Annotated in this window: 10 protein-coding genes; 4 read left to right on the top strand and 6 right to left on the bottom strand. The window is 72.2% G+C overall.

What is annotated here, in order from left to right; all coding sequences use genetic code 11:
* The 4 genes from ABZ260_RS14665 to ABZ260_RS14650 all read right to left on the bottom strand — a co-directional run.
* The coding region (locus tag ABZ260_RS14665) for an AMP-binding protein (protein ID WP_355616925.1) at positions 1 to 426 on the bottom strand (426 nt) is incomplete at its 3' end.
* Complete coding sequence (locus ABZ260_RS14660) at positions 423 to 671, bottom strand: acyl carrier protein (RefSeq protein ID WP_355616923.1); 249 nt, start codon at positions 669 to 671, stop codon at positions 423 to 425. The genes ABZ260_RS14665 and ABZ260_RS14660, both read right to left, overlap by 4 nt.
* Positions 668 to 847, bottom strand: a complete 180-nt coding sequence (locus ABZ260_RS14655; protein WP_350923638.1) for an MbtH family NRPS accessory protein — start codon at positions 845 to 847, stop codon at positions 668 to 670. Before ABZ260_RS14655 ends, ABZ260_RS14660 begins: the two co-directional genes overlap by 4 nt.
* Positions 844 to 6,453, bottom strand: coding sequence for an amino acid adenylation domain-containing protein (locus ABZ260_RS14650; RefSeq protein WP_355616921.1), 5,610 nt, complete (start codon positions 6,451 to 6,453; stop codon positions 844 to 846). Before ABZ260_RS14650 ends, ABZ260_RS14655 begins: the two co-directional genes overlap by 4 nt.
* A 491-nt stretch (positions 6,454 to 6,944) precedes the next feature.
* On the opposite strand from ABZ260_RS14650, the gene ABZ260_RS14645 reads away from it, so the two are divergent.
* The 3 genes from ABZ260_RS14645 to ABZ260_RS14635 are packed head-to-tail and all read left to right on the top strand — an operon-like array spanning position 6,945 to position 10,047.
* A complete protein-coding gene (locus ABZ260_RS14645) occupies positions 6,945 to 7,874 on the top strand; it encodes a thiamine pyrophosphate-dependent dehydrogenase E1 component subunit alpha (protein ID WP_355616919.1) in 930 nt (309 codons plus the stop codon).
* Entirely contained in the window at positions 7,871 to 8,857 is a 987-nt protein-coding gene (locus tag ABZ260_RS14640; protein WP_355616917.1) for a transketolase C-terminal domain-containing protein, read from the top strand. Before ABZ260_RS14645 ends, ABZ260_RS14640 begins: the two co-directional genes overlap by 4 nt.
* On the top strand, positions 8,854 to 10,047 hold the full coding sequence (locus tag ABZ260_RS14635; protein ID WP_355616915.1) for a 2-oxo acid dehydrogenase subunit E2: 1,194 nt from the start codon (positions 8,854 to 8,856) through the stop codon (positions 10,045 to 10,047). The genes ABZ260_RS14640 and ABZ260_RS14635 overlap by 4 nt, the downstream gene beginning before the upstream one ends.
* 34 nt (positions 10,048 to 10,081) lie before the next feature.
* On the opposite strand, the gene ABZ260_RS14630 is transcribed toward ABZ260_RS14635, so the two are convergent.
* Together ABZ260_RS14630 and ABZ260_RS14625 are read right to left on the bottom strand one after the other, a co-directional pair.
* A complete protein-coding gene (locus ABZ260_RS14630; RefSeq protein WP_355616913.1) occupies positions 10,082 to 10,714 on the bottom strand; it encodes a TetR family transcriptional regulator in 633 nt (210 codons plus the stop codon).
* 395 nt (positions 10,715 to 11,109) lie between these two features.
* Positions 11,110 to 11,520: a DUF2000 domain-containing protein gene (locus ABZ260_RS14625; RefSeq protein WP_355616911.1), complete on the bottom strand. Its 411-nt coding sequence runs from the start codon at positions 11,518 to 11,520 to the stop codon at positions 11,110 to 11,112.
* A gap of 66 nt (positions 11,521 to 11,586) precedes the next feature.
* On the opposite strand from ABZ260_RS14625, the gene ABZ260_RS14620 reads away from it, so the two are divergent.
* Positions 11,587 to 12,423 carry an AraC family transcriptional regulator gene (locus tag ABZ260_RS14620; RefSeq protein ID WP_355616909.1) on the top strand — a complete coding sequence of 279 codons (837 nt, stop codon included), beginning with the start codon at positions 11,587 to 11,589 and terminating at the stop codon, positions 12,421 to 12,423.
* The last annotated feature ends 72 nt before the right edge of the window (positions 12,424 to 12,495 follow it).

The raw sequence follows: 12,495 nt of genomic DNA, 5'->3' as shown, positions 1-12,495 counted from the left end.
CTCGACCCGCACTCCGGGCGGCCCCGCCGTCCCACCCTCCAGCTCCGCGACGGCCGCGCTCCAGCGGTCGCCTTCCGGCGGGGTGAGGTCGCGCCCGCACAGCAGGGCAGAGGCCGAGCAGTGTTCCAGCATGTGCCGTACCTCGGCGGGCGCGAGCCGGTCGGAGAGCGGCACGGCGACGGCGCCGGTCTTCTGGACCGCGCAGTAGGCGACGGCGAAGTCGGCCCAGTCCCGGCTCCCGAAGAGCAGCCCGATCCGGTCGCCCCGCCGCACGCCGCGGTCGAGCAGCCCGTGCGCGACGTCGTCCGAGCGCCGGTCCCACTCGCCGAACGTCATCGACGTGACGCCCTCGACGATCACCGCCTCCCGCTCGGGGTCCTGCTCGGCGCGGAGCGCGAGCATCTGCGGCACGGTCTCCGGGCTCACGAGGTCCGCTCGCTCACATAACCGACCAGCAGCGGGAAGCTGTCGAGGTAGGCGGCGCCCCCGCCGAGGTCGAGGGCGACGTCGAACTCGTCCTCGACGGCGTCGATGAGCCGGAGCAGCGCCAGCGAGGTGACGCCCAGCGCGGACAGGGAGGTGTCGGAGCCGGCGATCTCGTCGGCGGTGAGCCGCCCGTCGCAGGCAACGGAGATCATCCCGGCGATCCTGGAGGCCAGCGGGCCGGTCATGCCACCTCCCCCCGCGCGCTGAGCGGGCGCATGTCCGTCCACACCTCGTCGATGTGGGCGAGGCAGCCCTCCCTGTCCCCCTCGAAACCCTCGGCCCGCCAACCGGCGGGCAGCTCCCTGCCCGCCGGCCAGATCGAGTACTGCTCCTCGTCGTTGAGCACCACCAGGAAACTCATGACCCAACCTCCTCTTTCTTGCGGGTACGGCTCCGCAGAGCCTCGAAACCGACCAGGTCGTCGGGGAGCGCGTCGGGTACGTCGGCGTCGAAGCGGGCCAGCACCCGCACGCGCATGGCGACGAGCGCGATGACGGCGATGGCCAGCCCGAAGCAGGCGTACATGAAACCGATGCCGCGGCCCTCGCCGGTGCCGATCAGCAGGCCGACGGTGCCGGCCAGCGGGCCTTCGGGGGCGAGCAGCGGCTCGAACAGGGCGCTGCCGTACGGCGCGACCAGGCCGAAGCCGATCGGCAGGGTGGACCAGGCGACGAGGGTGTTGAGCGCGATGACCCGGCCGTGGAACCGCTGTGCCACCTTGACCTGGATGATCGTGGCGTAGACGCCGTTCAGCAGGGTCAGGCAGAACGACATGCCGAACGAGCCGACCGCGATCAGGGCGAGGTTCTGCTGGAATCCGGTGAGCACGCAGAACACCGCCAGGGCGAGCGTGGCGAGCAGCACCCCGTACAGGCGCCGCCTGCGGGGCCCGCCCCAGACGGTCATCAGCAGGCCGCCGAGGAAGACCCCGAGCCCTCCCGCGAACGCGACCCTGCCGACGTCGTCGAGCGTCGCGAACGACAGGACCAGTGGGGAGATCATCAGGAAGAGCGGCGACAGGAAGACGTTGAGCACCGCGAAGAACACGAGCATGCCGCGGAAGCCGGGGTTGCCCCACGAGTGGCGGATGCCGTTCGCCATCTCGGCCAGGACGCTCTCCCTGCGGCGCCAGGGCATGGCGGTCGGGAAGCGGACGAACAGCAGGACCAGCGTGGCGACCAGGTAGCTGGCGACGTCGATGATGAGGATGCCCTCCAGCCCGATCGTGGCCATCAGCCCGGTCGCGATCAGCGGCACGACGAGCTGGGCGGTGCCCGTGGCCATCTGGACGACGCCGTTGGCGTGGCCGAGGAACCGCTTGGGGACCAGCTGCGGGATCGCCGAACCGTAGGCGAACCGCTGGAAGGTCAGCGCGATCGACAGGCAGACGAGCAACGGATATATGTGCCAGATCTGCAGATTTCCGGTCCAGAGCAGCACGCCCAGCGCGAGCTGCGTGCCCCCGGCGCCGATGTCCCCGCACAGCATGACCCTGCGCCGGTCGTAACGGTCCACGATCGCTCCGGCGAGCGGCGCCACCAGCATGCCGGGCACCAGTCCCAGCACCGCGAACAGCGCGAACCTGGCCAGCGACCCGGTGGTCAGGTAGATCCAGATCGGGATGGCGAACTCGGTCAGCGCGGACCCGGTGATCGAGACCAGCTGCCCCACCGAGACCAGCAGGAACCGCCGCATGCCGGGCGGAGGCCCGCCGGTGGCGGTGCCGGTGACAGTGCCGGTGACAGTGCCGGTGCCGGGCTCGTCGGGGCCGGCTATCCGGAGGTCGGCCCGGCCGCCGGTCCGTGTGGCGCCGTCGGAGCCCTCCGCGGCGCCGGACTCGGGCACGGGGACGAGTGCGGCGGCGGGGGCGGGGGGCGAGTCGGAGCGGCAGGGCTCGCCGGAGACGCCCTGGAGCCACCAGGTGGAGTCCTCGGTGCGCTCCAGCGGCGCGGTCCGTCCCCGGGCCAGGGCCAGGTGGGTACCGGTGAGGATGTCGGCCAGTTCCCGCGCCCGGTACTTCACGAAGAAGTGCCCGGCCTCGTCCAGCACCACGCAGGCGGCGGTGCCGGACAGGCGCAGCCACTCGCGGTAGCGCTCCTGGTAGAACTCGGTCGCCGGGTCCCGCTCCCCCACCACCGCGATGACCGGTGCCGCGAAGGGCCGGGCCTCCTCCTCCTCGAACAGCCGGGTGAAGTAGCGCTCCGCCATGCGGGTGCCCTGGCGGCGGTTCTCGATGATCAGTCTGAGCTGGTCACGCTCGAACTCCTCGACGTCGAGCCCCGCCGCGGAGAGCGCGTTGATCCTGCCCTGGTCGCTGGTCATCCGGTCCAGCAGGGTGCCGAGCCAGCCCAGGCCGCGCCCTGGGCGGGCGAAGGGGAACACGCCGCCGAGGTAGATCGCGTCGACCGGGCGGCCCGCCGCCTCCAGGTGCCGGGCGATCTCCACGATCAGCATGACGCCGAGCCCGCAGTGCCCGTAGAGCACCAGCGGCCCGCGCACCCCGGCGAGGATCTCCTCGGCACACTCGCGGGCGACCTCGTCGAACGGCCGCGACCGCTCGCCGAGCTCGTGCCCCGGGACCGCGACCGAGTACAGCGCCCAGTCGGCGGGCAGCGCGTCGGCCAGCGGCTGGTAGACGACGGCGCTGCCGCCGCCGAACGGCACGCAGACCATGGTGGCCTTGGCGGCGCGGGACGGGGTGAGCCGGTGCAGCAGCTCTCGCCCGCCGTCGCCGCCGGTCTCCAGCAGCCGGGCCAGTTCCCTGACCGTGCGGTTCTTGAACAGCTCCAGCACGGTCACCGCCCGCTCGGGGACCTGCGCGCGCAGCCGGGCGATCACCCGCATGGCGAGCAGCGAGTGGCCGCCCAGGTCGAAGAAGTCGTCGAGCGCGCCGACCCGCTCCACCTCCAGGATCTCGGCCCAGATCCCGGCGACCGTCTCCTCCAGCGCGGTCTCCGGCGGCACGAACCCCGCGGCCGAGACCTCGGCGGCGGGATCCGGCAGCTTCGACCTGTCGACCTTGCCGTGGGATTTCAGCGGCAGCTCGTCCAGCCACACGTAGCGGGCCGGGATCATGTAGTCGGGGAGCCGCTCGGCCAGCCAGGACCGCATCTCGGCGGCCTCCGGGGCAGCCGGGCCGGCCTGTCCGACCAGGTAGGCGACCAGGCGCCCGCCTCTCAGCTCCACGACGGCGCCCGTCACCCCCGGATGCTCGGAGAGCACCGCCTCCACCTCCGCCGGTTCCACCCGGTAGCCGCGGACCTTCACCTGCAGGTCACGCCGGCCGAGGAACTCCAGTTCCCCGCCGGGCAGCCAGCGGCCGAGGTCGCCGCTGCGGTACATCCGGGCACCGGGGGCGCCGTACGGGTCGGGCAGGAAGCGGTCGGCGGTCAGCCCGGGACGGCCCAGGTAGCCGCGGGCCAGGCGGTCGCCGCCCAGGTAGAGCTCGCCGGGAACCCCGGCCGGGACCGGCCGCAGGTTGTCGTCGAGCACGTGTACCAGCGCCCCGGGCATGGGCGATCCGATGGGCAGCGCCGTCCCTGCCCCCGGAGCGGCCCCCGAGGCGGCCCGGGGGGCGGCGCCGTTCAGCACGACTCCGGAAGCGGTGCCGGGCTCGACGGAGTAGGTGGTGACACCGACGGTGGCCTCGGTGGGGCCGTAGTGGTTGATCACCCGGCACCGCCCGGCCGCCGCGAGCTCCGCGGCCCAGGCGCGCGGTGCCGCCTCGCCGCCGAGGATCAGTAGCTTGCCGGGAAGCAGCTCGTCCGGGGTCGCGTCGGCGAGCAGCGCCGCCAGGTGGGATGGGGTGATCTTGAGATAGTCGACGCCGTGCCTGCGGAAGTAGGCCGCCAGTTCCGGTGCGGTCGTGCGCGGGGGGATGAGGTGCAGCGCGCCCCCGGTCATCAGGCACAGGTAGAAGATCGTCACCCCGAAGTCGAAGGCGAGCGACTGGAGCAGTCCGAACACCCCGCCCGGCTCGATCTCCAGCCGCTCCCGCACCCCGGCGAGATAGACCATGACCTGCCGGTGCTGCACGGCCACGCCCTTGGGCCGCCCGGTGGTCCCCGAGGTGTAGATGACGTACGCCAGGTCGTCGGGGGTCACGCCGCTCTCCACCGGCCCGGCGTCCTGCCCGTCGGAGTCCTCGGCGCCTTCCGGGTCGCCCGAGGCGGGGACTTCGACCGTGGGCAGCCCCTCCGGCAGGCGGTCACGGAGGTCGGGCGCGGTCACGGCCACCCGCGCCCCGGCGTCGGAGAGCACGTAGGCGATCCGGTCACCGGGATGGTCGGGCTCCAGCGGGAGATAGGCGGCGCCCGCCTTGAGCACGCCGAGCACCGCGACGGCCGTGTCCGCCGACTGCTCCAGGAAGACGGCGACCCGGTCGCCGCGGCCCACGCCGGCCCGCCGCAGCAGGCGCGCGAGCCGCTCCGCCCGCCCCTGGAGCTCCGCGTAGCTGAGCGAGGTGTCGCCCGCCACGACCGCGACGGCGTCCGGGGTGAGCCGGGCCCGCTCGGACACGGCCTCGTGCAGCAGCCCGGTGCCGAAGGGGGTCACGGGGGTGGACTCGCCGAGTGCCAGGACCCGGCGGCGCTCGTCCGGCGGGAGGATCTCGAGCTCGGAGATCGGCGCGCCGGGGTCGGCGACGATCGACCTCATCAGGTTCTCGAAGCACGCCGCCATCCGCGCGACGGTGCCGGGGTCGAACAGCGCGGTGCTGTAGGTGAGGTGGCCGGCGAGCCCGTGGGGGGTCTCGAACAGGTAGAGGGCCAGGTCGAACCGGCTGGCCGTGGCCTTCACCGGGTAGGGGGTCATGGTCAGGCCCGGGGTGTCCAGCGGCCTGGAGCGGTAGTTCTGCAGGGCGAACATCACCTGGAACACCGGTGACCTGCTGACGTCCCTCTCCACGCCCAGCTCGCTGACGAGCCGGTCGAAGGGGAGCTCCTGGTGGGCGTAGGCGTCCAGCGCCGTCTCCCTGACCCTGGCCAGCAGTTCGGCGAACGTGGGGTCGCCGGACAGGTCCGCGCGCATCGGCAGCGAGTTGACGAACACGCCGACCACCCGCTCCAGCTCGGGCAGGTCCCGCCCGGAGACGGGCGAGCCGACCGCGAAGTCGTACTGCCGCGAGTAGCGCGAGAGCAGCACCTCGAAGGCGGCGAGCAGGATCATGTACGGGGTGGCGCCGTGGGCGCGGCCCAGCGCGGCGACCGCCGCACTGAGCTCGGCGTCCAGGGCCACGCCACAGGCGGCGCCCTCCCAGCTCTGCTCGGCAGGGCGCGGACGGTCGGCGGGGAGCTCCAGCGGGGGCAGCCCGTCCAGACGCCGCCGCCAGTAGCGGATCTCCTCGGCGTGGTCGCGCTCCCGCTGCCAGTGCGCGTAGTCGCCGTAGCTCACCGGCACCGGCGGCAGCTCCGGGTCGTGGTCCGCACGGTACGCGGCGTGCAGGGTGAGGAGTTCCTCCATGACGATGTCGCACGACCAGCCGTCGGTCATCGCGTGGTGCATGGTGAGCAGCAGTACGTGCTCGAACGGTCCAAGCCCGACCAGGAGCGCCCGCAGCGGCGGGCCCGCGGCGAGGTCGAAGGGCCTGGCCAGCTCCTCATCGATCTCCGCGAGGTCGCCGGCGGTCCGCAGCACGACCGCGGGCGCGTCGTCGACGACGACCGCGGGACCGCCGTCGGGGGTGGTGACCAGCCGGGTGCGCAGGCTCTCGTGCCGGAGGGCCACCTCGGTCAGCGCTCGGGCGAGTGCCTCGGCGTCGATCTCCCCCTCCAGCGTGGCCGCGAAGGCCACGGTGTAGGCGGAGGTACCGGGGGCGTACTGCTCCAGGAACCAGAGCCGTTCCTGCGCCGGGGAGAGCGGGGGCACCGCTCCGGAAGGGCGCGGCGGAATCGCCGCCGTGACGACGCGGCCGCCCAGTCGCTGGGCGAGCAGTGCTTTCTTGGCCGGTGAGAGGCCGGTTCGCGTCAAGACACCTCCGTACTGGCGAAGAGGAACCCGTGAGCGTTCCCCCGCGGCGGGGAACGGGATCGCCCGAGTGTGCGATCCCATGTCGGCCGGCCGGATCGGCGCGGCCCAGAGACCTGCGCGGCGCGGAGTCACCCCGGCGCCGAAAGATGTGAGCGTTCGGGCGAGTGGGGGCGCCCGACCGGGCGCCTCATGTCACCGCGCGGATGCACGGCGCCGTGGGAACGCTCCCACGGAGGAGGCTAGAGATCTCTCGCCGAATTCGTCAAGGTTACAGCGTTGTTTTCGAGCGCCATGAACCGAAACAAATCGCCTTTTAGGCCCTTTTTGCAGATGAATACCCCTATTCTTCATTTCTTGAATATCTGTCATCCGCACAGTCATTGACTCTCATTCGTGCGCCTCCTACGCTCCGAATGGGAGCGCTCCCATGCCGCCTCCGCCCCAGTGGCCGAGCGTGTTCCCCAAGATCGTTCGATGCCAGGAGCGCACACGTGGTCGTCACCGCCCCAATCCCCCCGTGCCTGCGGCAGCCGCCGTCCCCACCGCCGCGAAAGGACCTGGAACTCCTCCTGCTCATCCGGCACTTCGAGCTGACCCTGCTCAGGCTCTTCGAGGCGGGTGCGCTGAGCGGGACCACCCACACCTGCCTGGGCCAGGAGTACATCCCGGTCGCGCTCTCGCCGCTGCTCCGCGATGACGACTTCGTCCTCAGCAACCACCGCGGCCACGGGCACTTCCTGGCCAGGTACGCCGAGCCGCACGGACTGCTCGCCGAGATCATGGGTCGCGAGGGCGCGCTCTGCGCCGGGGTCGGCGGCAGCCAGCACATCTACCACCGCCGCTTCCTGTCCACCGGCGTCCAGGGCGAGAGCCTGCCCGTCGCGGTCGGCGTGGCCCTGAAGCTCAACGGGACGGGCGCGCTCGCCTGCGCCTACGTCGGTGACGGCAGCTGGGGCGAGGGGGCGGTCTACGAGGCGCTCAACATCGCACGGCTCTGGCGGGTCCCGCTGCTGATCGTCGTCGAGAACAACGGCATCGCCCAGTCCACCCCGACGTCGGCGCAGATGGCCGGGAGCATCGCGGCCCGCGCCGCCGCGTTCGACATCCCGCACCACCGGGTGACCTCCACCGAGGTCGGCGAGATCCGCGCCGAGCTGGCGCCCCTGCTCGGCGTGGTCCGCGGGGAGTCGCGCCCGCTGGTGGTCGAGTTCGTCACCCACCGGATCGGCCCGCACAGCAAGGGCGATGACACCCGCACCCCCGAGGAGATCGCCCTGGCCGCCGGCCACGACTGGTACGCCCGCTACGCGCGGGACTTCCCCGAGCACTTCGCCGCCCTGGACCTGGCGGCCCGCGAGCGGGTCGAGCGGATCGCCGCCGAGGTCGCCGCCCGTCCCCCGTCGGTCTGGGAGCGCCCGTGACCCGCGTCTCCGAGCACCTCAACCGGGCGCTGCACGACCTGATGGAGGCCGACCCCCGCGTGCACCTGCTCGGTGAGGACGTCAGCGATCCGTACGGCGGGGCCTTCAAGGTCACCAGGGGCCTGTCCACCCGGTTCGGCCACCGCGTCCGGTCCACCCCGCTGAGCGAGGGGGCGATCGCCGGGATCGGCGCGGGCCTGGCGCTGGCCGGGGACCGCGCGATCGTCGAGATCATGTTCGCCGACTTCGCCGCGCTCGCCTTCGACCAGCTGGTGAACTTCGCCGCCAAGTCCACCTCCATGTACGGCAGGGGGGTCCCCATCCCGCTGGTCGTCCGCTGCCCGTCGGGCGGCAACCGCGGCTACGGCCCCACCCACAGCCAGAGCCCGCAGAAGCACTTCATCGGCGTGCCCGGCCTCTCGCTGTTCGAGATGACCCCCTTCCACGACGCGGGCGAACTGTTCGCCCTGATGTTCGCCCTGGAACAGCCCTGCCTGTTCTTCGAGGACAAGGTCCTCTACACCCGGCGCATGTACGAGGGCGGTGTCGTGGACGACCTGTTCCGCTACGAGCTGACCGACGGCGTCGCCCGGGTCTTCGTGGACGGCGTGACCGAGCCCGACTGCACGCTGATCGTCCACGGCGGCATGACCCACCGGGCGCTTGACGCCATGCGCGCCCTGCTGATGGAGGAGGACGTGGCCTGCGAGCTGCTGGTTCCCGCGCGGCTCTACCCGCTGCCCACGCTCCCCGGGCTCGACCGCGCCCGGCACGTGTGCGTCGTCGAGGACGGCTCGGAGGGCGGCACCTGGGGCGCCGAGGTGGCGCGGGTGCTCCACCCCCGGCTCTGGTCCACCCTGCGCCGCCCCATCAGCCTCATCAGCGCGGCCGACAGCGTCATCCCGGCCGCCCCCCACCTGGAGCGCGAGATCCTCGTCCAGTCCGGCCGGATCCGGCACGCCGTCGCGGAGGCCCTGTCTTGACCGAGGTCCGGGTGCCCAAGCTCAACAACAACGACGCCTCGTACCTGCTGGTGGAGTGGGAGGCGAAGGACGGCCAGGCCGTACGGGCCGGGGAGCCGCTCGCGGTGCTGGAGACCTCCAAGGCGGCCGAGGAGCTGACCGCCGAACGGGACGGGACGCTGCGGCACCTGCTTCAGGTGGGCGCCGAGTGCTCTCCCGGCCAGGTCATCGCCCGCCTGCTGCCCGACGGCGAGGACCCCGGAGACGATCCCGCACCCGCACCCGCCGAGACCGGCGCGGGACAGGAGGAGATCGTCATCACCGCCCCCGCCCGGCGGGCCATGGAGGAGTACGGCATCTCCATGGACCAGGTCCGGGCCCTCGGCAGGAAGGTGGTCAGGCGGGCCGACCTGGTCCCGCTCCACACCTCGCGGGCCAGAACGGGCGGCGCGGTGAGCGTCACCCTTCCCCCGATCGAACCGATGAGGGTTACCGCCCCGCTCATCCCGCCGGACCAGGACGACTCCCAGCTGATCGAGCCGTCCAGGGCACAGCGGCGTACCGCCGAGGTGGTCGAGCGGTCGCACCGGGAGATCCCCGCCTCCTTCACGGTCATGCGGGTGGACGTGACGGGCGCGCTGCCGTTCGCCCGGGCGGAGACGAAGCGGCTACGTGCTCTCATCGGCCTGCCCGAGCTGCTCGTCCAGGCGACCGGGCGGCTGCTCGACCGCTTCCCCCTCTTCTTCGCCACCCCCGTCGACGGCCGCCGCGCCCGCCGCGCCACGACGGCGGAGGTGGGGGTGACCGTCGACGTCGGAGGCGGCATGTACGTACCGGTGGTGCGCGACGCGGGCCGGCGCCCGCTCGACGAGATCGCCCGCGACCTGGCAGGCTTCCGTAAGACCGCGCTGAGCGGGACCTTCAGGGAACGCGACCTGGTGGGCGGCAACATCATGCTCACCCTGCACACCGACACCTCGGTGATCACCGCGATCCCGATCGTCTTCCCCGGCCAGATCTGCGCGCTCTCCCTCGGCGCCCCGCGCCCCGAGGTGGTGGAGACCCGCGAGGGCGCCTTCGTCACCAGAAAGGTGATCTCCCTCGGCCTCGCCTACGACCACCGCTTCGCCAACGGCCGCGACGCGGCGGAGTTCCTCGGCGCGCTCAGGGCCGCCCTGGAGAAACCGGGAAGGGATCCCGGCGGCCGCTGAGGGCCGCGCAGCCGCGTGATCCGGGGCTGACGCCCTAACCTGAGCAGAGCTGGGCGCTCAGGGTCTGGCAGGCCCACCGCTCCCAGCGCTCACGCGGCCAGCCGCGCTCGTGCACGAACAGCAGGTACAGCTCGGGGCTGAGCAGGCCGTACAGCAGGTCGGCGGCTTCTTCCACCGACATCTCGGCCCGCGCGCCGGGTTTGCCGACGAGCACCTTGGCCGCTCTCCGCTGGACGACATGTCGGGGATCGACGTCGTCGGGCCATAGGGCGGCGACCTCGGGGTCGCTCGCGACCGCCGCCTCCAAAACCTTGCCGATCGGCGCGACCCGTTCCAGGACCGAGGTCGTGCCGGCGACGTAGGCGCGCAGCATGTCCTGGGCGGTGCCGGCGGCCAGCGCGCCGGTGTACCACGGCCGGTCCATCGTGGCGACCGGCTCGTCGTCGCCTGCGATGGTGACGTCGACCAGCTCCTTCAGCAGGCTGCGCTTGTTGCCGAAGACGAAGTAGATCGTCTGCACCGCGACCCCGGCCTTGGCGGCGATGTCCTGCAGGTTCGTCGCACCGTAGCCGTCCTGCACGAACAGCTCCAGTGCCGCCTGCAGGATGCGCTGACGCGTCTCCTGCGCCTTTTGCGCCCGCTTGCTCATCCGCTTGACATCGCTCATGGCTAGAGTCTATCTCTAGATTCGATAACTAGAAGTCAACTCTAGAGAGCAGGTCCAGTTATGCCGGTCATCACCGTCACCCGTTTCCAGGCCGACCCCGCCGACGCCGCACCCGGGTGGACGTCAGGGTCTGCGTGCTGGACCGTGAGAAGCGCAGAACCTCGCACTGCCACGTCGACGTCATCCGCGCCGAGACCGTCGCCAACTGGCCGCGCTAAGGCACGCCTCGGAAACGGAACACGACGACCTGTTCGAAGGGGGCTCACCCCACCGCGCGACTCCTCCGGCGGGCTCGTCCGGTGACCAGGACGTTCGGAGGCCGAGGTTCTCCGGTCACCGGACCAGGGCACGCCGTCGAGCGGCTCCGTCCCCGTCGGGCGATGGGAACGTCCGGTTCAAGGGTGGAGGGCGAGCCCCTTGAGCACCTTGTCGACCCCGTTGCGCGGCCCGTGCACCGCGAGCCCGACCAGGCAGAGCTCATCGGAGGGCACGACGCGCACCGCGGCCCGGTTGTCCTCGTCGTTGTCGGTCTTGAACAGCTCCTCCGTGTACAGGGCCACCTCCAGCCCGCGTGCCAGTGCGCGGGCGTGTGCCGCGGCGAGGCCGGGGCCGTCCGCGGCGTAGACCAGGACGGGCTGGCGGAACATCGCCAGGTAGTGGTTGCCGGACCCGTCGGCGTACGGCTCGCCCATCACCTCGGGGCCGCCACCGGCCACGCCGCTCGCCAGGAACGCGGTGACGTTGAGCTTCTGCCAGACGGCGAGGTCCGCGCGCACCACAATGCCGATCTTCGTGTCGAAACGCATGTCCCGCAGCATCGTCGGATCCGCCTCGCCGGGTCTTGAACGCTCGTGCGGCACCAGAATGGATTCATGTCGGGTGACTGGTCGCGCTACTGGCGCTCGCCCCTGCCGGGGCTGGAGGCGATGCACGCCCACTTCGAGCGGCACACCTACCACCGGCACAGCCACGAGACCTACTCTTTCGGGATCACCGACGACGGCCGGCAGGCGTTCACCTGCCGGGGATCGGGCCACACGAGCACGGCGGGGATGGTGCTGGCGTTCAACCCGGACGACCCGCACGACGGCCGGGCGGCCGACGAGCTCGGTTTCACCTACCGGATCGTGCACATCGGCCCCGAGCTCGTCTCCGGTGCGCTGGCCGGGTTCGCGGGCCGCGCGGCCGGGCTGCCGCTGTTCGCCGAGCCGATCGTCCACGACCCGGTGCTCGCCGGAGGGCTGGGCCGCCTGCACGCCGCACTCCTCGGCGGAGCCCCCGCCCTGGTCGCCGACGAACTGCTGGACGCGGTCATCCCCACCCTGGTCCGCCGCGCGGCCCTCAGCGGCCCCGCCGCTAGGGGCCCGCGGTTCCGGGCGGGGAGCCGGGGCGCGGCGGGCGTCGCCGGGCGCGTGGCGGAACTGCTCGAGGACGACTACCGGACCGACCACACCGCCGACTCCCTGGCCGCCGTGTCCGGATCCAGCAGGTTCACCGTCTACCGGGCCTTCCAGGCGGTGTACGGGATGGCGCCGAGCGAGTACCAGCGGCAGGTCCGCCTGCGCGTGGCTCGCGGGCTGCTGTCGCGGGGCACGCCGATCGCGGCCGTCGCCGCGGAGACCGGTTTCGCCGACCAGAGCCACCTGACCCGCTGGTTCGTCCGCTGGTACGGCATCACTCCGGGGGTCTACCGCCGTGCCGCCCGCTGAACCGAGAGGCAGCGTCATGATCGGTTCGTCATGGCAGGGTGGCTGTACGGCACGGAGCGCCGTCGGCTTGTG

Origin of the sequence: Streptosporangium sp. NPDC006013, assembly GCF_040614275.1 — a bacterium.
GTDB lineage: Bacteria > Actinomycetota > Actinomycetes > Streptosporangiales > Streptosporangiaceae > Streptosporangium.
This window is presented reverse-complemented; position numbering and strand designations above follow the sequence as displayed.